The organism is Wolbachia endosymbiont (group B) of Xylocampa areola (assembly GCF_964028205.1).
GTDB lineage: Bacteria > Pseudomonadota > Alphaproteobacteria > Rickettsiales > Anaplasmataceae > Wolbachia.
In genome coordinates this window covers 914,292-936,638 of sequence record NZ_OZ034771.1, presented here as the reverse complement: position 1 = coordinate 936,638, position 22,347 = coordinate 914,292, and the positions used below count along the sequence as shown (strand labels likewise).

The following is a 22,347-nucleotide window of genomic DNA, read 5'->3' as shown; positions in this document are numbered from 1 at the left end:
TTCCAAGAAATAGGAATATTTTCATTTAGGCAAGGTGTTGATAAGAAGTTTAAGCTACAAGAGCATTAAATATAGTGATGAAGCACGAGAATATCTAAATCACACATATTGAGAAGCAACCTTCAACAAGTGTAGATGGAGCACAAGCACAATCTTTAGCAGGTGAAAAGAAACAACTATAGTTTTCGTTATTGTTTAGTGTTGACCTAGAAGGTCAATACTGATATATACCTCTATATAGCTAATGTGTGGAGGTAATATGGTGGTAGATAATCCAAAAGCAGTTAATAATCAGGATTATTTTGATAAAAGTAATCGTTTTTATTTGCGCCTAAAAGATAATTTTTTTCAAAATGTGAATCCAGGTAGTAAAGTGACTATCGATTCTGAAGAGAAGAACGAAGAAGTTAGTATTGATGATGATGAAAAGTGGTTTAAACACTTTTCTACTGTACTTTCCAATGAAGAAGGACAGGAAAAGTATAGATATGAGGTTAATGGCAGGTATGAATATAAACATGCCAATAAGTACGATAGCAAAAATGTCGTAGGTGCAATTGCTCAGAAAATTGCAAAAGATGTAAAGGAAAGTATAAAAGATAATACTTTAGAATATATAGGAATTAAAGAAAGTAGAAAGAAAGGTAAGATTAAGCCTGCACTCAGAATTATGCTTGGCGATCCTACAAAATCAATAAATGTGGTTGATGTTTTAAATAGTGATATATGCAGAAAATATGGTGTAGATGGAATTACATTATTGCTGCCTAGTAAAAGCAAATGTGAAACAAGGGGAATACGCTGCAGAGTTGATGAGAATGGAACAAGAATTTATGAAGTAGCTAACGGCTCATATTATATGACTTTAAATTGGTATGCTGAAGGAGAAGAGTGTGAAATGAAAATTATCATTAGTGATAATGGTGCTGTAGAGTTTATTGAAAGCAATGGTGTCACTTGGGAGCAATTAGCTGCAAATAAAGAAGTAAAAGTAGGAAGACAATATGAAGCGAAGCCTTTATATGAAGCATTGTCATATTTAAAGCGAGAAGGCTCTGAAGTAATAAAAGGATTTTATCCTTCAACAAGTGTGGAAAGCATACAAATCACTACAGGAGTTAATAAGCAAGCAGCTCTTTCAAAGTTATAATTTTCGTTATTGATTGAAATGAAGCCTTTTGGGGACCAAAAGGCTTCATGATCGAAATTTTTGGAAAGATCTTTATTGGAAAATTCAGGGACAGGAATAACATTTTTAAGCTATCGTATAACTATCACTTGCTCGCTGGGAGCTCTATTTTTCATACCACTCATTTATGAGTTTATTGATATCGGAATCCATAAAATCCTTTAGTGGTTGACTGGTTTTTATCTCGGCATTTTTAGGGATACACCTATCTTTACATATTGCGTACTTTATATGAAAGTTAATATCAACATATTCCTGATTTGGAATGATATTAGTTTTAAAGGGAAATAACACCATATCTTCATATATGTTACTAACAAATGTAACTTCCCCAACTTTATCTTCATGTTCCTTGGGAGTAGACCAATGAATATCTATATTTGATATGTTACCCTGACAGTCAAAGGAAGTAGGAAGGCCGAAATCTCCAGGGTCTTTGTAATATATATGCCAACCTGGTTTTATTGTAACCTTTATTGCGCCTTCAATGGTAAGGTTTGCTTTATTTACCTTACCAATGAGCAGATCAAATTTTGCAACTTCTTCTTCAGCGCACAATTGAGTGCAAGAAAAAAGTAAAAGTAGGATTGAGTATATACGTATTTTCATAAATACTCTATTTATGAAGAAAATAATTTAAGTTCTATCTATTATAATAAAAATATTATATAAATCATTTATTAATATAATATTATACTAATAGTAATATACTAGCAATTATAACTTTCATATATTATTTTTTTATTTTTAAGCAGTTATAATATTAAAGAGACGTAACAAATATAAATAGTAGTGGCTTTGCATAGAAAATCACAAATTTCTTTCCTTTATAAATGTAAGACTTTTTAGAACTAGAAAGATACCTTGGAGCAAGTTGCTCCAAGGCTCTTGTTTACTTAGAATCCACCCATTCCGCCCATTGCTCCTGCACCCATAGGTGATGAAGCATTTTCTTCTTTGTTTGGTAGATCAACTATCATAGATTCAGTAGTAATAAGTGCGCTTGCTACAGACACTGCCGTTTCAAAAGCAATACGAACTACTTTTGCCGGATCAATTACACCAGCTGTTGATGCATTAGCGTAGTTCATAGCCTCAACGTTGTATATAAGCTCTTTATCATTCTGCTTAATCAAATAGTCAATTATAACAGCAGATTCAAGACCAGCATTTTTAACCAATCTTTTGATTGGAGCACTGAGAACTTTTTTGACAATGTTGATACCTATTTGCTCTTCATCGCTTGAAGCTTTTAGCTTATCAAGAGCAGATGCAGCGTAAAGAAGTGCAACTCCTCCACCTGGAACTATCCCTTCTTCAATTGCAGCTCTTGTTGCATGAAGTGCATCTTCTACTCTATCTCTACGTTCTTTTACCTCTACTTCAGTTGCTCCACCAACTTTGAGTACAGCAACGCCGCCTGATAATTTTGCTAAACGCTCTCTTAGCTTTTCTTTGTCATAATCAGAGGTTGAAGTTTCAATCTGAGATTTAATCTGGTTAATTCTAGCATTTACTCTGTTTTGTTTGTCACAGTCGCTGTCTTCACTAACAATTGTGGTATTGTCTTTAGTGATTTTAACATTTTTAGCAGTACCAAGATCTTCAAGAGTCAAATCTTCCATCTTGATTCCAAGCTCATCTTTTATGACATACTTAGCACCTGTTAAAGCTGCTATATCTTCGAGCATCTCCTTTCTCCTATCACCAAAACCTGGAGCTTTTACTGCAGCAACTTTTAGACCACGTAATTTGTTGATCACTAAAGTGCTTAATGCTTCACCTTCAACATCTTCTGCAATGATAAACAAAGGTTTACCAGACTTAAAAATAGCCTCAAGAATAGGAAGTAAAGGTTGAATAATATTAAGTTTTTTTTCTGTAATCAGCAAATATGGATCATCAAGCTCCACGCTCATCTTTTCATTATTTGTAACAAAGTATGGAGAGAGATAACCACGGTCAAACTGCATACCAGTTGTAAGTTCAACTTCTAATTCTTTTGAACCCTTACTCTCTTCAACAGTGATGACGCCTTCTTTTCCAACCTTTTTAACAGCATCAGCAATGCTATTACCAATATCTTTATCACCATTTGCAGAAATTATTGCAACTTGTGCAACTTCATCCATTTTCTCTAAAGAAATTGTGCGAGACATTGATGTAATTTCCTTTAATATCACATCTTTTGCCTTCTGTATTCCATTTTTGATACAAATACGATCATTTCCAGCTGCAATTGACTTTGAAGCTTCCATTATCATATTGCTAGTCAGTATTGAGCATGTTGTGGTACCATCACCAACTTTGTCATTACACTGAGAAGCACTTTGAGCAATGGTGCTTACTATCGCAGAGTGTAATGGTTTTTCAGGCTTTATACCTTTCATTACCTTATAGCCATCCTTTGTGACCTCTGGTCCACCATATGGCTTGCTAATTCCTACTGTATTTCCCCTAGGCCCTGCAGTTGCTCCCACCGTTGAGTCAACCATTGCTGCAACTTCACGAAAGGCTTCTTGCAACTGTTCGCCTGATACTACTATGTTAGCCATTTTTATCACTCCTTAAATTAATAAAAAATTTAGAATATTAAAATACATAATGCACTATATAGCGCATTAGTTTAGTAAAATAGGAATACCTACTTGATAACAGCAAGTAGGTCTGACTCCTTCATCACGACATACTTTTCATTATCATGCTCTACTTCTGTCCCAGCCCACTGCCTGTAGAAAACCTTATCACCAGTTTTTACAGTTAAAGCTATACGCTCTCCGCTTGAGTTGCGTGAACCACTACCAATTGCTATAACTTCACCTTTAGTAGGCTTCTTTTCAGCACTTGATGGTAGTACAATTCCACCTTGTTTTTCTTCAGTAATAGGCTTTATTAGCACGTTATCATCTAATACATTCAAATTTACACTTGACATTTATGTTTCCTCATTAATAGATTAACCTACAATTCTATGTAGTCATCTAAAGGTTACATTTCAAGGGTTGGAGTTAGTAAAAGTGTATAATTAAGATTTGAACAGAAGTTTTATGGGTTACATACCGCTAGCAAACCGTAGTCTAATATCTTTATACGGACCAGATACGAGAGATTTTCTTCAGGGTGTTATAACAAATGATATTAATAAACTAAGTAGCCAGCAGGCAATTTACTCTTTATTACTCAACCCTCAGGGAAAATATCTGTACGATTTTTTCCTCATTGAGCATGATAAATATATTTATTTGGAGTGTGAAAATGCCCATCTACAGCAAATAATTGAAAAATTAGACTTGCTCAAAACTTACCTTAGAGTGAGGATTAAAGACATTAGTTCACTATATAAGGTTGGAGTTTTATTTGATGCTAAGTTGGCGAAGTGTAGTAGTAAGTCACAAGTTATTTTTCAAGATCCAAGGCACAAGCTGCTAGGAATGAGGATCATACATGAAGATGAAATAAAAGAACCGGTTGGAGATTTTATTCAGTATGAAAAAGTTAGAATTAAAAACCTTGTCCCAGATGGAGCAAAAGATATGGTGCAAAATTCATCATTTCCGCTGCAATATTTAATCGATAAGATAAATGGTATAAGCTTTAATAAAGGGTGCTATATAGGTCAGGAAGTTGTAAATCGAATGAGCAGACAAGAAAAATTCAGAAGGAAACTTTACCTTGTTAAGGGAAAAAATGCACTTCCAAATATTGGCACTAAAGTAATCAGTGAACATAATGAAGAAGTAGGAGAACTACGCTCTAGTGTCGACAATATTGGACTTGCATTGCTTAATACTGGAAAAAGCCACGCAAATTTATATGTCGGTGGAGTTAGCATTAAGACGTTATAAAATATCTATTCGAGTAAAAGCCCCTTTTTCTTGTTTAAGTGTTTGTGATATTTAGTTAAATTATTGACTTTATTATTTAAATATATCATAATTAAAGTATATTATTATTTTTAGTAGGAGAGTTTGATATGGCGTTAACAGAAGAACAAAAAACTTTATGCAATGATCTAGAGCTTGTAATAAAAGGAACCGGAACTAAGGATATAGTTCAAATACTTGAAGAAGCTAAAACAGAAGATCTTTTTGCTGTTTTTAAATTATATAGAGGTGAAAAAGGAGACGAAGATTCTTCTTATACAAGAGTTAGCCTTTTATTCGATCTTCTTGGTAATAATAAAATTTGCGAATCAGCCGTTTTCGATATGGTTAAAAAGAGAAATATATTAAAAGAATTTTTAAGTATCGATCTTGGCTTTGTAGAATCGGATAATGGTATTCGCGAAGATTATAGAATGGTTGATATTATTGTGAAATCTTCAGTTAATATAACTGAATTTTTAGATTTAATCAAAGACAAATTTGGATTAAAAGAGTTTTGGAAAGCTTTACCTGAAGATTCAGATCGTAATATGATTAAAGGTGCTTTAGAAAGAGAGATGGGGAAACTGGAAGATGATCAAGAGAAAAGTAAATATAAAAATTTTCTAGAAGAAATCAGGATAATCGAATTGGAACAAGAGCTCAATACAATAACGTTAAGGGGAATGGAAAGGACACTAGATTTTGGAGATAACCGTGAGTTAAGGAAAAATGCAGCTAAGAAAGGAATGAAATTTGGTGCTATTGGTGGTGCTATAACTGCATTGGCAGTTGGGTTAGGATTGTATTTTGGTACTGGTGCCGCATTAACGGCATTGCCGACTATAATTGGTATAGCTTTAGTCGCTGCATTATTAGTTGGAGCTACGATTGGTGCTATTACGTACGATGTTTTAAAGCCTAAGAGTTGTATAGATACCGTTTATACGACAAAAGGGTTTGACACTGTAAAACAAGAAACTAATACAGCGACAGGTATATCAGTTTAATTAAGTAGAGCGAAGAAGTTTCTTCTTCCTTTTTCTCGAAATTTTTTACTTCGTTAGGTACCCTTAATCCTATTTAGGGTACCTAGATCTGATAATAGGTGTAACCATAAACTCGTGCAAAAGCCCCTTTTTCTTGTTTAAGTTATTCACAGAATTGTTAATAACTAAGTTGATAACCTAGTAGAGTATATAATTTTACATTTCTGAGTACTTTGGAGATCTATAATAAATATGATCTCCAAATACTAATATATATATATAATTGAGAACAAAAAAACTGTGGATAACTCTGAAAAGTTATATTTATTTTAATATTTAAAAAAAAAAAAGAAACAACCATTAAGGGAGCTAAGCTAATACAATCATATAAAAGATTACATATTTGGTTATAGTTTTAATATTTTTCTAACAAAAGCCAATAAGGGGGTAGTCTTGGAAAATTTTTCCTAAAAGATAAAATTTTTAAGTGCTTTTGAAGTGATACTTTAGGTATTTTTAAAGTAATACTTTTAAAGTATCAATTGAACATTTTTGAGCATTAATCTGGAGGTTCAACAGGCACTTTTTTATGCTGTTTGAGAAGACCAAAAATTGCATTTTCTCTTGCTGAAAGCTTGTGTTTCTTATATTTTCCATAATATACATTATGTAATTTTTAATACTAACAAAAACATTTCCCAAATTTTTACACAGCAACCTATCTGGTTCTGTTGCATCTATAAACCATAGAAAAGAAGATCATTAAAGCTGGGATTATAGGAGTTATAGAGCCATTAACATAGCAAAATTCTCAAAAGTAGAAACATTGTCATTAGCTCCGATAATTTGTTTTTTCTGAATCATGCGAATATTTTCTATACCTGTAATAGTAATCTTTGCGGAATGAAAATTTTTAAAACTAAGCATAGGCTTTATTCGCTTCTTGATAAACCTCTCAACAATATTATTTAGATATTTTATTTGAAGAACTGTGATTCTATAATCTTCAGAAATTTCTGCATTCAAATCATCAAGAGCAGCAGTATTACTGCCGCTTTTATCAATGACAATTTTCTCAGGAAGATAGTTACTCCTGAAGGCTTTACGAAAGAATGCAAGTGCTGCAGACTTGTCTCTACTAACACACAAGAGGAAGTCTACAGTATTACCAATAGTGCTCTATATAAATAAACCCATTTACCGTTTAATTTAATGTAGGTCTCTCCAACTACTACCAACCTGCTTCTTTCTTTTCCTTACTGCCTAATCTATCAGTGGTGATAACCCACTTTGTAACGTAGCATGGTCAATTTTTGCTCCCCTTATACTCATAATTTCTTCCAAATCTCGATAGCTCAAAGAGAATCGACATTTCATGTATACAGATAACATCGCTGAAAAGCTAAATCCTTTGAAGGATGGCAATAATTTTTTATTGATACGAAACATCTTTGCTTTATTTTTAGACAATTATATCATTCTTTTTTCTACTTCCCTACAAATGCGACAGAACCGAAGTTACTGCTATTCACTTTTTGTATAGTTTTTAGCAAAAGCTTCCTCCCAAGTGCCTTGAGTTGCTGCACGGCTATACTCTGTTACTCTATTTTCAAAGAAATTTGTATGTTCCACGCCATTTAGTATTTCATCAAGCCACGGAATAGGGTTATCTTTAACATTATATATAGATTTAAGACCTAATTGCGTTAACCTTCTGTTTGCTATGTAACGTATATAATTGCGCACTTCCTCTGCAGATAGCCCTTCAACATCTCCTAAATCAAAAGCAAGACTTATAAATTCATCTTCAAGTTCAACAATAGTGTGACATGCAGAATATAATTCTTCTTTGAACTCGTCATTCCAAATTTCATTATTCTCTTTAATAAACGTATTGAACAAATTGATAATTGAATTGGTGTGCAAGGTTTCGTCACGTGCTGACCAAGCAATTATTTGCCCCATACCTTTCATTTTTCCAAACCGTTGAAAATTGAGCAAAATTGCAAATGATGCAAATAACTGCAATCCTTCAGTGAAGGCACCAAATACTGCTAAAGTTTTAGCAACATGTTTTTTATCTTGCTTTTTACTTTCCTCAAATTCTAACATATATTCATACTTCTTTCTCATAGCATCATATTTTAAGAATGCTTGATATTCACTTTCTGGCATGCCAATCGTATCTAGAAGGTATGAATAGGCTGCAATGTGTATAGTCTCCATATTGGAAAAGCTTGCAAGCATCATACATATTTCTGTTGGCTTAAATATATTTGAATAATGCCTCATATAGCAGTTATTTACTTCAATATCTGCTTGAGTAAAAAACCTAAAAATCTGGGTCAATAAATTTTTCTCTACATTCGAAAGTTTAGTTTTCCAATCTTTCACATCATCAGCAAGCGGAACTTCTTCAGGTATCCAGTGTATCCTTTGTTGCTGCAACCATGCATCATATGCCCAAGGATAATTAAAAGGCTTGTATATTGGATCTGCTTCTAGCAATGACATAAGGTACCTAATTATTTTGAAGTAAATATTATATTAAATGATATTGAGAATCAGTCAATTTAACTTTTTTGAAATTTGACGACAGATAGTTTATCAGTGTATTATGATTTCAAATAATTAATTGACGAAATGCGAGTATTAATATCTTTTATTTTATTATTTACAGTGAGCTGCACTCACACTATTCACAATCACGGAGTTCCTGGCATTAATATTGAACTGTGGAGCAAAATACAAGTAGGTGATGATAGAGAAAAAGTGGTTCATACTTTAGGATCGCCAACACTAGTATCAAAGTTCGACGAAAATGTTTGGTACTATGTCTCATATAAAATTAAACAAGCTAACTTCTTGGGAAAAAGGAAGTACAGTAGTAAGTCTCTGCAAATTTCGTTTAATCAGAATGACGAAGTTACAGATATAAGAGAAATCAACGTTGCAGAAAGGTCTTTAGCTGTTGTTGATTGAAAATTTGCTGATCTATTTTTCATTACAAGTATCAGCACTTTGAGCTATTTCATTGTTAGAGTGGGGATAATCATCCGGATGATGCCCCTCATCACCGTAGTCCATACCCATTCCTTCTGATGGCATATCTTCTCCACCTCCACCTGAAAAATATTCAGCAAGACTTTCAAGAAATTTTATGCCAAACATATTACCTGATTTCCCAAATAACGTTACTAGACTGCTACCACTTACCAAACCTTCAAACACATTATTATAAGCAGCAATTGCTCCTTCATGAAAGTTGAACATCCACTTCATTCCATCCACAATTGTTGCAACAGAGTCACTATGACCAAGACCGAAACCACTTTTCTCACTAGCGGCTTCCTGGTGTTGCTGCTGTGCCTGCCATTCTGCAATATTTGGACCTTGTGCTTCACTCATAAACTTTTATTCTAAGCCTTAAGCTATTATTTTACCAAAAACACTGTAAAATATCAATTGTTTAAGAGAGGTTATTATAAAAATAGCTAACACTAAGCTATTTTTATGATTCTGAATACCAAAACATCGATAATGTGCTGTAGTAACAAAGTGATGACTTGAGGTTTAAAACAGCTTCTATTTCTTCTTAGAAGACTGCTCCTCTCTCTTTTCTTTTTATTATATATTATCTTAGTATTAACTTACTCATAAATTATTGAAAAGTACTAATAATTTAATTATCATTAATATAATATTAATAATAAGGAAGAAAAATGCTTACTAATAATAATAACACACCATCATCAGCTCCGCCACCACCCCCACCTCCACCACCTGCAAATTGGGAAAAAAATCGGAAGCCAGCGAAAAATAACGATAAAGATGGAAAATCTCCTAGTGTTACTGCAGAAAAAAGCAGCAGTGGCAATAAGCCAAGAAGAGATCAATCTAAGAGTCCTGTTCAACAATCATCTCTTAATTTTGCAGAAAATCCACTATTTAAGAAAATACAAGAAAAAAATAATGTGGATAGCAAAAATGCAGATGAAGGAAGCAAGAATAGTACTCATGTTAAGAATCCAGAAACCAGAAATAGCGCTCAGTCATAAAGAAGAAGATAATGCGAGTGACAAAACTAAAAATGATAGAAGCAATACTAAACAGGGTGTGCCGAAAAAACCTATGACTGAACAACATAATGGTGTACACTCTGATAGTGAAAATCAAAAGTCATCTGTAGCAGAACAAAAAAAGGCAACTGCCTTAAAATATTCAATTGCTATTTTGTTATTGTGTACATCCGGTCCTGTAGCTGGAGTATGCACGTATTTTATCATTTCAGCAGTATTAAGTAGTGCTGCAGTGCCAGTTTCTTCTGCAGTTATTGCTTTTGTTTCTGCATCGGTTATGTTGAGCTTAGCTGCATATCTTATCTATTCATACCTTTCTGCAATAAACAGCGAGAAAGGAGTTGATCCTGGTAGAAAACAATCACAAGATTTACAGAAAGCAAAAGGACTTGAACATAGCAATACTCCTACACCATCATTTCCAGTAATGTCTGGAATACCCATTGTACCACTACTACCTCCACCACCTCCTCCATTGCCACAAAATGCTGCACCACTACCATCTCCGCCGCCTCCTCCTACAGCTTCCAAGTATACGGAGAAACCTAAGAATGGTGCACCGAAAAAGGCTAATGAATCTAAGCATGATCGTTCTGATCTGCTTGAACAGATAAGAAAAGGTGTTATTTTGAAGCCAGTTCCAAAGGATGGTTTAAAAATACCTCAAAAACAAGAGGAGGAAAGTGTTGCTGAAAAGCAAGAGAGCGACGTACAATCGCGAAACAAAGAAGTACATCAAATAAGGAAAGTTGAAAATCAAAAAACTGACAAAGAGCAAAACAATAGTGAGAGTATTCAACAAGGAAATTATATGAATGAGGGTTTGAAAAGCAAAGTTCTAAAGCAAAGAAATAAAAGTGGTTTTCAAGATGAAGAGCTAGATTCCTTAGACAAACAAGATGATTCTCTTTGTAGTTTGGAAGAATCACTTATAGAACCAAATAACACGTCCAATAAAGAGCTAAAGAAACCCGTAAAACCGCTAAACTTACCAATAGTATTAAAGAATATAATGTCCAGTGAAAATCCATTACTAAATAGCCCTAGTAATAATTTATTGAGCAATAGTAGTAATGTATCTGATGATGAAGAGTGGGATACATCCCAAGATTCTATGTCTTTTCAGTGTGATAATATAAAACAAGAGAAAATGAAGAATAGGGATAATTATCCATATTCAGCTTCTTCTTCAACAAAACCAGGTGAGGTAGAAGATTCATCAAATCCTCCTGTAGCCGAGATCATAAAGCAGCTTGATCAAAACAAAAATAAAGTCATTTCTTCCAAAGTAGACAACGGTATAAACACATCAAAACAGCAAGGTACCTTTGTTGATTCTGTTGAACTAAGCAAATTAACTACACAACGACCAATTCAGCCTGGTTTACTAAGGGTTCTTTAAATATCAAACCTCAAAAAAATCGGCGTAGGCTTAGGTAATGTAACACCTAAGCTTACACATGCGTTGCACAGAGATTTTAAATCACGTTGTTCTTTTGGAGTCTGTAATTGGTCAAGTATTATTTCTGCTGACTTTGGAACAATTGGCTGCAATAAAATACCAATTATTCTGATATATTCGAGTAATTTATAAATCACTAAATTCATGCGCTCTCTATCGGTTTTACTGAGTGTCCAGGGTGCACTTTTATCTATGTAAGCATTGGCCTTGGAAGAGATATTGATAATCAGGAGTATAATCTGGTTAAATTCATACTTTGATAGATGATCCATTACTTGATCAATTATGGCTTTGCAATTTTGTAAACTCTCATCATCTTTAAGCAAATTGCGATCGACCACTGGTACAACTCCAAAGCATTGCTTGTGCAGAAATGAAATTGTTCTTTGCACTAAATTGCCTATATTGTTTGCCAGCTCTGAGTTTATGCGGCTGATCATGTTCTTCTTACTGAAATTACCATCTTGACCGAAACTTGCTTCCCGAAGGAGAAAATAGCGTAGTTGATCAACACCAAACTCTTCTGCAAGATTAATTGGATCTATAACGTTACCAAGGGATTTGGATATTTTTTCCCCCTCGTTTAGCCACCAACCATGAACTGCAATTTGCTTTGGCAGTGGTAAATCTGCTGCAAGAAGAATAGCTGGCCAGTATACAGCGTGAAAACGCAATATGTCTTTACCGATCACATGAATGTTGAAGGAGTTTGTCCAAAACTTCTTATATTCCTCATCTTCTATATTAGGAAAGCCTATTGATGTGAGATAGTTAGTGAGCGCATCTATCCAAACATAAATTACGTGCTTGTCATTCTCTGGTACTTTTATTCCCCAATTAAAACTAGTACGAGAAATCGAAAGGTCAGTAAGTCCTGATTTTACAAACGATACCACCTCGTTTTTTCTGCTCTCAGGAAAGATGAAATTCGGCTGATTTTCGTATAACTCTAGTAATTTATTTTGCCAACTTGATAAACGAAAAAAGTAGCTCTCTTCTTTTATCCACTGAACTTCAGCACCTGTTGGCGCTCTGCCATATATCAACTCTGATTCCTGATAAAACGCTTCATCACGAACTGAATACCAACCTGAGTAAGAATCCAGATATATTTGCCCTCTCTCTTCAAGCCTATTCCACAGAGCTATAACTGCTTTTTCATGACGTTCTTCTGTGGTGCGAATAAAATCATCATAATCAAAGTTCATTAGCTCAGCTAATTTTCTGAACGTAACACTTATTTCATCTGTAAATTCTTTTGGCTCTATTCCCTTTGTTTTAGCTGCTTTTTCAATTTTTTGTCCATGTTCATCTGTACCAGTAGTAAATTTGACGTTCTTTCCAGCTAATTTCATAAATCTAGCTGCAACATCACAGATAAGGGAAGTATATGCGTGGCCGATATGTGGCTTGTCGTTTACGTAATATATTGGCGTAGTGATGTAAAAGCTCTCAAATTGCTCCATTTTGTACTAGTTTAAAGCTTTATCGTATCTGCACTAGTAATAAAAATCAATACATATCCTACCAGACAAGCAATCTGAAAATCCATTATACCGCTGCGCGTTGCAGCGGTATCCTCGATTAGTAACTTATGGTTTAGCAGCACAACCTCCAAACTGTTGTGTCGCATTAGGATCACCAAATGCATACCCAGGTGTGCCATCATAAGAAGGAGCACTTGGAGCAGTATTAGGATCTTGAGGAGAGTAAGGAGGTGGTGGTTCAAGATTAGAAGAATCTCCCAAATCATATCCAGGTTCTGATTTATGATAGTTAATTACCGCTTCTTCAGCCTTCTTAATATTTTCTGACTCTTTCTTATGTTTCATATGAAAAGCCACACCACCAGCAAGACACACAAGAGAATTAATGCCAAGAATGACTAAACCCCAAACTGGTAAGACTGGGTTAATAGCGCAACCTATCAAAGCTGCTAAAGAAATTGCACCAACTGCAAATTCTATATTTTTGAACATTTTAAGTTGACTATCTAGATAATCTATTTTTTCTGACTTTCTAGCCGTTTTTTCGCTGCTGTTGTACCAAACACACATTAAAGCATGGAAAGCAACACACGCAACTACAGCTACTATCCCTAAAGCTAATAATTTCCTGCTGTCTTCTGAGTCTTTTTTCTTATCTTCTCTGCTTTGGTAGCTAACAGTATCAAAACCAGGGTTATTTATAACTGTAGTACGACCACCAAACAGGTTGCTAAGTAGTAAATAATCCCAAAAATCTAAACCTCTATTATCGTTTATATGTACGTGCGTGACTTGAGGGCCTGTAGTTTGTTGCCTATTGCTTCTATCATATTCTGTACTGTGCTGATCATTAGTTGGATTACTGCGCTTAAATCCCTTATACGTATCTTCAAAAATTTTATCACTCCAGTTCTCAATATTTTGCATAGCACAAAAACATAAAAATTCTTGAACACCATTGTCACTGCCATTTTCTTTTATATAGGCAAGTGCATACCTTTTTAAAACACTATCACGCATAAAAATTCCCCCAGAATTAAGATTAAATTAATAAAGAATTATTATAACAGAGTAACGTTTTCTTGTCAATTCAACCATACCCTAATACCCAGTTAATATCCTTTCCACCAATTCTTTTACTGTCGGTACGTAGCCATTCTCATAAAATGGGTCTTGCTTAAATCTGTACACATTGTGTCCAGAAAACATGAGTTCATTTTCAACATTGCCGTCATGTACAATGTTTTGCAGTGTCTTTTGTATACAGAAACTCCGTGGGTCTGGCTTTCGCCCTGTTGAATGGTCACCATGATCTTTCCAATTGCTAAACAGACAATGGCTTAAACATCCCATGCAATTAATTTGATCTTGTCTTATTTCCGCAAATTTGCCTGGTGTCACAAAAATAACAGTTGTATCTGGAGTTTTCATTACCTCTGTATACCCTGCTTTAATCCATGCATTTGCTAGCTCTTTGTCTTTTGCAGTGAGGTAAATCTTTCTACCTCTGCTACCCATTGCAAATTCATTATTAAACTCTCCACTCACATTTTCTGAAAATTTCATTTGACGTGAATTTCGTTCCTGTAGCTCATATATGAAGCTATTTCTTACTGCAGATGAGTAAAATCCTGTCGGACTAAATTTGTTTAAAAATACGTCACCTTCTTCTAAAGTGAGTAATTTCTTTTTCCACTCTGTAGAAATCGGGCTTTCTTTCGTCAAAAGCGGACGAGTACCAAATTGAAAAGCTATTGGTCCGATTTGTGAATTTTCAAACCAATGTTCCCAATCCTTTAAATGCCACACTCCCCCTGCCATAACAATTGGCGTTTCAGCAAGACCAATTTCGTTCATGAAAGACCTAAGCTCTGCAACTCTTTCAAATGGAGCCTGTAGTAATTCCGGATCTTCACTATTACTCAAGCCATTGTGACCACCAGCAAGCCACGGATCCTCATATACTACTCCACCAAGTAAAAAAGAAGATATTTTTTGGTAAGCACGTTTCCACAACGCTTTAAAAGCGCGCGCCGATGAGATAATAGGGTAGTAATAAACTTGATATTTAGCTGCAATTTCTCCAAGCCTGTAAGGCATACCAGCACCGCAAGTGATGCCATGAACTAAGCCTTTTGCTTTTTCTAATATGCCATGAAGGACTTGTTCTGCTGCTCCCATTTCCCAAAGCACGTTCATATGTATTCTTCCACGACCCTTTGATATTTCATTCGCTATTTTTGCTTGACTAACTCCAGCCTCAATACTATACTTAATTAACTCTTCGTGCTTTTCATTTCTTGTTTTACCTTTATAAATTAGTGGTACCAGCTCGCCATTGTCATCGATAAGTTTAGCATTTGCACCAGAAAACGTACCAACAGCATCTGCTGCAGCGAATGCTCCACTTGACCTTCCATCACTGACTGCAATGCCTTTGCCGCCCTCGATGATTGGCCATACTTCCTTCCCTGAAATTGCTATCTTTTTTATCTTATTTTTCAAAATTTCCTCTTAATCTTTCACTCTATTTTACTTGATTGCTAAAAAAATAATAGCTTTTCTTTTAATGCACACAAATTCAGTTTTAAGTAGACATAACAGCTACGACACATATTCTTTTTAAGAAGTCTTTGATATATGATAATAGGTCTAACAGGTGGAATTGCAGTCGGAAAGAGCTTTGTAGCCAATTGCTTTAAAGAATTTGGTGCCGCTTTGTTTGATGCTGACTCTGTCGTACACCAGCTTTATAAAGTGGACAAAAACATAATAAGTTATGCAGAAGAAAAATTTCCTGGGGTAGTAGTAAATGGAAAAATTGATAGAACAGTATTGTCTAAATATTTTTTAGCACATGATGAAAATTGGAAGCAATTCCAGTCTTTAGTACATTCCGCTGTGCAAAATGAATTAGAATTTTTTATTGCTCATGAGAAAGAAAACAACAGAAAACTTCTAGTTCTAGACATTCCACTCCTGCTGGAAACGAGATTCCATTTGTATTGCGATTTTATTGTTTTTATCCATGCAGATAGCGTTGTGCAAGCTCAAAGGATTAGTGAGCGTAATATGGATAAAAAAAAGCTGGATCTAATGTCTAGTATTCAGCTCCCTATTGAAGAAAAAAAGCAAATGAGCGACTTTATCATCGATACCAGCGCAAATGTTCTTTCTCAAGTGAAAGATATAATAAACTCGTTAGACCTCAACACGTGATACGGTTATTCTCCACAAGATTACTCCGAATTTTAGCTGTACTATCAGCAGATTTTACCATTAAAATTTCAAACCTTGAGCCTGCATTCAAAAACGATTCTACTGATCTGCCGAAAAAATCATATCTCCATCCCTTGAACAATTTATCTATCTTCCCAGATATTGATCCAGCTAACTCATCTTTTGACGAAACTAACTTTCTCGATATGTTATTTTCCTTACATTTGCTCTCTAAAATAATCGAGAGTATATCAAAGACAGATTTATCATAATTATCCGACAGAGTATAATTTTGCTGCACAAATTCCTTCTCATTCTCATTGAAAATATCTATAAATTCTAATAAATCTTCCTCTTTTATATTTTTTGTGTTTCTCTTAAGGTCATCTAAAATGTCATCAATATGTTCCACGTTTTTTTCAATTAAACCAGTTATTACGGCATTATTGACTACCTTATTACGATTTATATTGTAACGCTGTGCTAAGGTCTCTTGCCACTCACTAACTGCTTTAACAGTTAACATCAACCTTGGATTTGCTTCATAATTAAATTTAATCCTCTTCCATGCATCTTTTGGATTATGCAAATACTTATTGACATCAACTATTGATTCCATCTCTTCTTGAAACCAGCCCATCCTATTATTTTCTTCAAGTTTATTGCACAATATTTGGTGTAGGTCATATAGGTGTATCACGTCATTTACTGCATAATCTAATTGATCCTCAGATAATGGCCGTTTTAACCAATCTGAATTTTTAGCTTTAATTTTATCCAGCGCTACCCCCTGATATTGCTCTACTACTTTTGAATAACCAATAAAGTCGTGATAATAATGACAAAACATAGCAGCAACTTGGGTATCAAAAATGGGAGTAGGAACACATTTAAGCACGGTGAGTAAGGATTCTATGTCTTGCCGACAACTATGAAAAACTTTGGTTATTTCTCGATTCAGCATTATTTTCTTAATAAGCGATAAGTCAATTCCCGGTACTAACACATCTACAATAAAACTCTTCTCTCCGTAAGAAATTTGAATTAGTGATAATCTAGGATAGTAGGTTAAATTGTTTCTAATAAACTCTGTGTCCACTGCTATAAATTTTGGATCTTTTGCCATCAATTCTTCACATGCATTCTCCAGCTCCGATGTCGTACTAATTAGCATATATTTTTTATTCAGTGGCTATATTTTACCACTTATATTGAATATTTACAATTGATTGAAATTGAGAACGCAACTGTATGATAACTAATCCTTCTGTAAATATACAGTTTTGCCAGACACAACGGTACGTATTACGCGCCCTTTCACTTTGCGTCCATCGAAAGGGGAATTTTTTGATTTACTAGCAAAGTTGTCAACTTTAATTTTCCATTCATGATCCAAATCAACTAAAATTAAGTCCGCTGCAAGGTTTTTCTGTATGCGGCCACGTGGCACATGTATGATATCTGCAGGCTTATATGTCAATTTTGCAAGCACATCAAGTAGACCCATTTGTCCACTGTGATATAGTTCAAGTGAAATGGGCAGCATTGTTTCAAGGCCAACAATACCAAATGCAGCATTTTCAAGTGGCAAATCTTTAGAACTAAGATCATGCGGAGCATGATCGGTTGCAATGCAATCAATCACACCTGTCTTTAAACCTTCAATCATAGCTAAACGATCCTCTTCAGTGCGAAGCGGCGGGTTCATTTTTGCGATTGCTCCGTGTTGTTTTACTATATCTTCAGTTAAAGTAAAGTGATGAGGAGTTACTTCACATGTAACATTTAATCCCAAATCTTTTGCACGTTTAATAGCATCAAGTGAATCTTTTGAAGAGACATGTAAAATATGGTAGTGTACATTTTCTATGTCCTTCATTAGCAGTATATCACGATTTACCATAACCGACTCTGACGCACTCAAGATTCCCTTTATTCCCAATTCTTCAGAAATTTTACCTGCATTGATTGCGCCACCAGCAGATAGATTTAAATCCTCTGCGTGTTGAGCAATAGGAACACCAAGCATACTTGAATAAAGCAGTGCCTGTCTCATAATCATTGGATTCATAACTGGCATACCATCATCGGTGAAACCAACTGCACCTGCTTCCTTTAAGAGTGCCATTTCAGTTAATTTTTCTTCCGAAGTGGTGATTTTAGCGTAAAATTCCACATTCACATGCGAAGTTTCAAATGCTCTATATTTCAAATACTGAGCCAAGACAACACTATCAATCGCTGGAACAGTGTTTGGCTGACAAACTACAGTTGTAACGCCCCCTGCAGCTGCAGATTTGCTGCCTGTATGTATAGTTTCTTTATGCTCTTGACCTGGTTCACGAAAATGTACGTGAATGTCAATAAGGCCTGGCATTAGAACAAGCCCTTTACAGTCTATTATTTCATCAACTCCACTTGTTGAAAATAATGATTCGCCAAAATCAACAATTTTACCCCCTTCAGTCAATAATGAACCTTTTATATCAAGTTTAGTTTCCGGGTCAATAATACGAGCATTGGTATACGCAATTTTATAGCCTTCCTTTTGCCCTGTCTGCAATAAATTCCAAATCATATTTGAGTATCGATTATAAAATAAATCTAAAGTTTTTTTAGTAAAATACAACCAAATTAAAGTGATGATATAAAACTAGCAATAAAGAATATTTAAATTAATACTCAAGCAGCTATTCTATAACTACCATTTTCGATTTCAACGTTATTAAGTGCGGTATTTGCGTTATAAGAACAGTAACATCCTACTGCAAGAAAAGTTAATGCAGCTACAGCAAGCGAAACACACATTGCTAAATGAACCATTGTTAGACTTGTACCAACAGCAAGTGCTCCAGATAATACAAAAGAAACAGAAGCATAATTACCTTGCCTTTTACTGTAAGTTCTTGCTTTCAAGAATTTTTCACTTAGCTCTTCATTCTTGCTTTCAAATTGCTTCTGTAGACTCTTCTCTAGTACTTCACTTTTGTTTTCAATTTCTTGCAGCTTTGTCTTTAAGTCGTTATTTTCATTTTCGCGTTGCATTATTTGATCAGCGAACGATTGTCTTGCATCATTCAGCTGCCCTTCCAACTGATCATTTTGTGTAGTCAATTGAGCTACCCGACCATTTAGCGTATCAGCAACCTGTGTTAATCGGGTTACTTCATCAGTTTTATCAATTAGACCTTGCTTTGCATCATCCAGCCGCCCTTCCAATTGATTGTTTTGTATAGTCATTTGATCTACTTGATCTTTTAGCCTTCCAATCTCTTTTTTCTTCTTTTCAAGCTGAGCTCTTGCTTCATTAGATTCTTTGCTAAGTTGCATGACTTTACTAGTTTCTTCAGCTAATTTTTGCTTTGATGCTACAAGTTGAACTTCTGTTTGCTCACATTTCCTTTCAAGCTCCCTTGCTTGACTAGACAAATTACTATTTTCCTGTTCAAGTTGAGCTTTTACTTCCCTTAGCCCTCCCTCACTCTCTCTGAATTGAGCTCTAGCATCCTTTAGCTCTTTTTCTGCACATTCTACCTTTTCTTCTAGCTTAGTTTTTGCTTTCTCAAGCTTCTTCAGTTGATTAGTCAGATTACTATTCTTTCTTTCTAATCCAGCATTTGTTTCTTCAAGTTTTTCTACAGTACCGTTAAGCCTAGTTACTTTGCTAATTTGCTCATCCAACTCTGCTTTGTTTTCTGCAAGCTGATCTTTTGTCCCTTTAAATTCTGCAGTAAGTTTATCTACTTGATCATTGAGTTGATTAGTCTTCTGTTGTTCTTGTGTTAATTTTCCTTTTTCATCATCTAACTCTTTAGTTTTTCCAACCAAACTTTGTTGTATACTATTTAACCTTCCCTCTAGTTGAATTTTTTCATTAGTAAGCTGAGCTACTTTTTGTTTTCCTTGTCTAAATTCCTCTTCTAAATTTGGAGCACGTTGAATTGGTATCTCAGAAAGCTTAATGCCTTCATTTTCTTCTCTGACTTCTTCAAAGAATTCCTTATCATCCACATCAACATATGACAAAACTGCATGGTAAAATAGGCCACAAATATAAGCAATATGACGATACTTAGATGCTTCGCTATCCGATTTAAATTTTTCCTGCTCTATTTTCTCAATAAGGTTATAATAGGTATCGATTTTATGATAGTGTAGTTCTAAATACTCCAGAGTTTTACCTGTTTCTAATTTTAATGGTTTACCTACATGTTTATAGTGCATACCAGCATTACCATGTGGCAAACATGGTACCGGATCTGATTGACAAGCTACTCTAATAGTATTATGTCCAAGACACTCATTGTAAACTTCAGCAGCACCATTGTAGAACACTCTTGGAGAGCCAAAAGTTGCAACATGAACATCTTCAGCACCTTCTGTTTTATTAAGACATAAAGCAGTTATACTAGCAAGAGCACCTCCCATGCTATGGCCTGTAACATTGATTTTTAAATCTTTGATTGCTAATCCTTTATCATTAGCATGCCCTTGTAATATTTTATGTACGCTGGGCCAAGAACGTTTGAATAGAGAGTAAAAACCAGAGTGAACATAATTATCTCCAGACAAAAATGGCAACTTAGTTAAAGAAGCACGCAGATCTTCCTTCACATCATTTAAATCACGAGTGCCATGGTAAGCTATATCTACTTCGTTATCTTTAATAAAAATATAACCAGCATCTCGATTATATGAATTTTTACCAGTTAAAGCATAGCCAACATCGTGTTGCTCTAATTTATAATCAACATCTGAGCAATATTTATCTTCAATAAGTTCATTATCGTAAAATCTTATAATCTGATAACCTTCTTCTTCAAACTTCCTTTTAGTTTTGTATTTACCTTTCTCTAATTTTCTATCCACATCACCATAGGAAATTTTGCTAAAGGTACACATTTTCCATAATTTTTCTTCATCAAATTCTGCAATTTGCCCTTTTATCAGATCAGCAAGGTCAGAAGCATCCTTTAACTCAGCACCTTTAAAATCTTCTATCTTCTTCCATGCTTTAACTAGGTCAGAAGTTCCTAGCCCATTAAGGTCAAAACTTTGAGCTTCTAATTCGTTCTTAAATGGTTCTAGTGCCTCAATTACGCATTCTTTTATTTCATTATCATCAATATGTACAATACTATCGCTAATAGAATCCATACTTTGATCATGAGTAATACTTGGCATATTTTTTACCTACTATTTTAGTATATCATTAATTAAGCATTTGATCAAATTTATCAATAAAACTATTAAAATTTTCTTATTTTAAACGAATTTAGTTCATTTTATCACACTTAAGACTTTTGTTTGTGACAACTGCTGTATTTGCAATCTTATCGTGCCAAGTTTGGCAGCGTTTATCGAAACTTGCCCATATGAAACCCAAGAATAATGGTGCAGTTGACAATATGAAGGAAAAAAACCTCTTTGTTGCTTGTTTCAGAGTCAATTTTTCAAAAGTTTGTGCATTCACAACTCTAAGTCCAAGTAAGAATTTTCCAGGTGTAGCGCCAAATCTTATCCACATATATGCTACATAACTAAAAAGCATAATAAATTGAACTATCTGATTTAGAACTAGTAACTTTATTAGTTTACTCTGCATTGCTGTTTCCTCTGCAGATAGTGGCACCTGCATTTGATATTTTGCAGCAATTTGGCCTAATATTTTACTGCTCTCCGAGCTCATAAAGAGTTGATTTAAGGCCTGACCGCAAAACTGTAAAAATAAAACGATGATGATTAAATCAAGCAGCACTGACAAATAGCGTCTAAGTCCCGTTACGTAACATATTCCATTTTCATCTTTCTTTATCCTTTGAATAGCATTTATAGAAGAAAGAATGGCAAATGAACGATTAAAAAACTTGTGTAACATAAAGCACTTTCCAATGTTTGAGTGCCCCTGGCCGGACTTGAACCAGCATGCTCTTGCAAGCAACAGATTTTGAGTCTGCCGTGTCTACCATTCCACCACAGGGGCCTATTTTAATGCTATAAGCAACACAGGATTAGTCAAATTTTTTCTCTTTTAAGTCGAGATTGAATATTCTACAATA

18 protein-coding genes, 1 tRNA gene and 2 pseudogenes are annotated in these 22,347 nt (G+C 34.6%); 7 read left to right on the top strand and 14 right to left on the bottom strand.

Annotation, left to right across the window (positions count from 1 at the left end; genetic code table 11):
- The first annotated feature begins 259 nt into the window (after positions 1 to 259).
- Complete coding sequence (locus tag ABWU35_RS04570) at positions 260 to 1,150, top strand: hypothetical protein (protein WP_007302816.1); 891 nt, start codon at positions 260 to 262, stop codon at positions 1,148 to 1,150.
- 144 nt (positions 1,151 to 1,294) lie between these two features.
- Here the strand turns inward: ABWU35_RS04570 and ABWU35_RS04565 are convergent, their stop codons facing one another.
- The 3 genes from ABWU35_RS04565 to ABWU35_RS04555 form a co-directional block, all read right to left on the bottom strand.
- On the bottom strand, positions 1,295 to 1,798 hold the full coding sequence (locus ABWU35_RS04565; RefSeq protein ID WP_007302815.1) for a protein-disulfide reductase DsbD domain-containing protein: 504 nt from the start codon (positions 1,796 to 1,798) through the stop codon (positions 1,295 to 1,297).
- 287 nt (positions 1,799 to 2,085) lie between these two features.
- Entirely contained in the window at positions 2,086 to 3,744 is a 1,659-nt protein-coding gene (gene groL / locus ABWU35_RS04560; RefSeq protein WP_264685468.1) for a chaperonin GroEL, read from the bottom strand.
- Between the two features lie 89 nt (positions 3,745 to 3,833).
- A complete protein-coding gene (locus ABWU35_RS04555) occupies positions 3,834 to 4,124 on the bottom strand; it encodes a co-chaperone GroES (RefSeq protein ID WP_007302813.1) in 291 nt (96 codons plus the stop codon).
- A 112-nt stretch (positions 4,125 to 4,236) separates the two neighbouring features.
- Here ABWU35_RS04555 and ABWU35_RS04550 point away from each other — a divergent pair, with 112 nt between their 5' ends.
- On the top strand, positions 4,237 to 5,034 hold the full coding sequence (locus ABWU35_RS04550; RefSeq protein WP_264685469.1) for a YgfZ/GcvT domain-containing protein: 798 nt from the start codon (positions 4,237 to 4,239) through the stop codon (positions 5,032 to 5,034).
- 128 nt (positions 5,035 to 5,162) lie between these two features.
- Positions 5,163 to 6,062 carry a hypothetical protein gene (locus ABWU35_RS04545; protein ID WP_264685470.1) on the top strand — a complete coding sequence of 300 codons (900 nt, stop codon included), beginning with the start codon at positions 5,163 to 5,165 and terminating at the stop codon, positions 6,060 to 6,062.
- Positions 6,063 to 6,824: 762 nt separating this feature from the next.
- Here ABWU35_RS04545 and ABWU35_RS04540 read toward each other — a convergent pair.
- Both ABWU35_RS04540 and ABWU35_RS04535 read right to left on the bottom strand, forming a co-directional pair.
- A pseudogene (locus tag ABWU35_RS04540) lies at positions 6,825 to 7,490 on the bottom strand (IS6 family transposase).
- 75 nt (positions 7,491 to 7,565) lie between these two features.
- The gene (locus ABWU35_RS04535) at positions 7,566 to 8,555 is read right to left on the bottom strand and encodes a ribonucleotide-diphosphate reductase subunit beta (RefSeq protein ID WP_213863688.1); all 990 of its coding nucleotides are present in this window, start codon (positions 8,553 to 8,555) and stop codon (positions 7,566 to 7,568) included.
- 129 nt (positions 8,556 to 8,684) lie between these two features.
- On the opposite strand from ABWU35_RS04535, the gene ABWU35_RS04530 reads away from it, so the two are divergent.
- Positions 8,685 to 9,023, top strand: coding sequence for an outer membrane protein assembly factor BamE (locus tag ABWU35_RS04530; RefSeq protein ID WP_007302809.1), 339 nt, complete (start codon positions 8,685 to 8,687; stop codon positions 9,021 to 9,023).
- Positions 9,024 to 9,053: 30 nt separating this feature from the next.
- On the opposite strand, the pseudogene ABWU35_RS04525 reads toward ABWU35_RS04530, so the two are convergent.
- Positions 9,054 to 9,449 (bottom strand): annotated as a pseudogene (locus ABWU35_RS04525) (hypothetical protein); the annotation flags it as partial.
- 314 nt (positions 9,450 to 9,763) lie between these two features.
- Here ABWU35_RS04525 and ABWU35_RS04520 point away from each other — a divergent pair.
- Both ABWU35_RS04520 and ABWU35_RS04515 read left to right on the top strand, forming a co-directional pair.
- Positions 9,764 to 10,099, top strand: coding sequence for a hypothetical protein (locus ABWU35_RS04520; protein WP_264685471.1), 336 nt, complete (start codon positions 9,764 to 9,766; stop codon positions 10,097 to 10,099).
- Positions 10,029 to 11,522 (top strand): WH2 domain-containing protein, encoded by a 1,494-nt coding sequence (locus ABWU35_RS04515; RefSeq protein WP_341818956.1) that lies wholly within the window; start codon positions 10,029 to 10,031, stop codon positions 11,520 to 11,522. Before ABWU35_RS04520 ends, ABWU35_RS04515 begins: the two co-directional genes overlap by 71 nt.
- Here the strand turns inward: ABWU35_RS04515 and metG are convergent.
- The 3 genes from metG to ABWU35_RS04500 form a co-directional block, all read right to left on the bottom strand.
- Positions 11,519 to 13,048 carry a methionine--tRNA ligase gene (gene metG / locus ABWU35_RS04510; protein WP_019236350.1) on the bottom strand — a complete coding sequence of 510 codons (1,530 nt, stop codon included), beginning with the start codon at positions 13,046 to 13,048 and terminating at the stop codon, positions 11,519 to 11,521. The two genes, ABWU35_RS04515 and metG, sit on opposite strands and share 4 nt — an antisense overlap.
- Before the next feature lie 126 nt (positions 13,049 to 13,174).
- Positions 13,175 to 14,089, bottom strand: a complete 915-nt coding sequence (locus ABWU35_RS04505) for a hypothetical protein (RefSeq protein WP_007302731.1) — start codon at positions 14,087 to 14,089, stop codon at positions 13,175 to 13,177.
- A gap of 81 nt (positions 14,090 to 14,170) precedes the next feature.
- The gene (locus ABWU35_RS04500) at positions 14,171 to 15,574 is read right to left on the bottom strand and encodes an NAD(P)H-dependent flavin oxidoreductase (RefSeq protein WP_007302730.1); all 1,404 of its coding nucleotides are present in this window, start codon (positions 15,572 to 15,574) and stop codon (positions 14,171 to 14,173) included.
- 135 nt (positions 15,575 to 15,709) lie between these two features.
- Here ABWU35_RS04500 and coaE point away from each other — a divergent pair, with 135 nt between their 5' ends.
- Positions 15,710 to 16,288, top strand: a complete 579-nt coding sequence (gene coaE, locus ABWU35_RS04495; protein ID WP_007302729.1) for a dephospho-CoA kinase — start codon at positions 15,710 to 15,712, stop codon at positions 16,286 to 16,288.
- Here coaE and ABWU35_RS04490 read toward each other — a convergent pair.
- From ABWU35_RS04490 to ABWU35_RS04470, 5 genes are all read right to left on the bottom strand, one after another.
- Positions 16,278 to 17,462 carry a ribonuclease D gene (locus tag ABWU35_RS04490; protein ID WP_012481740.1) on the bottom strand — a complete coding sequence of 395 codons (1,185 nt, stop codon included), beginning with the start codon at positions 17,460 to 17,462 and terminating at the stop codon, positions 16,278 to 16,280. The genes coaE and ABWU35_RS04490 overlap by 11 nt on opposite strands.
- A gap of 84 nt (positions 17,463 to 17,546) precedes the next feature.
- The gene (locus tag ABWU35_RS04485; RefSeq protein WP_264685472.1) at positions 17,547 to 18,866 is read right to left on the bottom strand and encodes a dihydroorotase; all 1,320 of its coding nucleotides are present in this window, start codon (positions 18,864 to 18,866) and stop codon (positions 17,547 to 17,549) included.
- 104 nt (positions 18,867 to 18,970) lie between these two features.
- Positions 18,971 to 21,472, bottom strand: coding sequence for a lipase family protein (locus tag ABWU35_RS04480; protein WP_019236352.1), 2,502 nt, complete (start codon positions 21,470 to 21,472; stop codon positions 18,971 to 18,973).
- A gap of 91 nt (positions 21,473 to 21,563) precedes the next feature.
- Positions 21,564 to 22,166 carry an RDD family protein gene (locus ABWU35_RS04475; RefSeq protein WP_007302723.1) on the bottom strand — a complete coding sequence of 201 codons (603 nt, stop codon included), beginning with the start codon at positions 22,164 to 22,166 and terminating at the stop codon, positions 21,564 to 21,566.
- A gap of 22 nt (positions 22,167 to 22,188) precedes the next feature.
- Positions 22,189 to 22,271 (bottom strand) — tRNA-Leu (locus ABWU35_RS04470).
- Between the last annotated feature and the right edge of the window lie 76 nt (positions 22,272 to 22,347).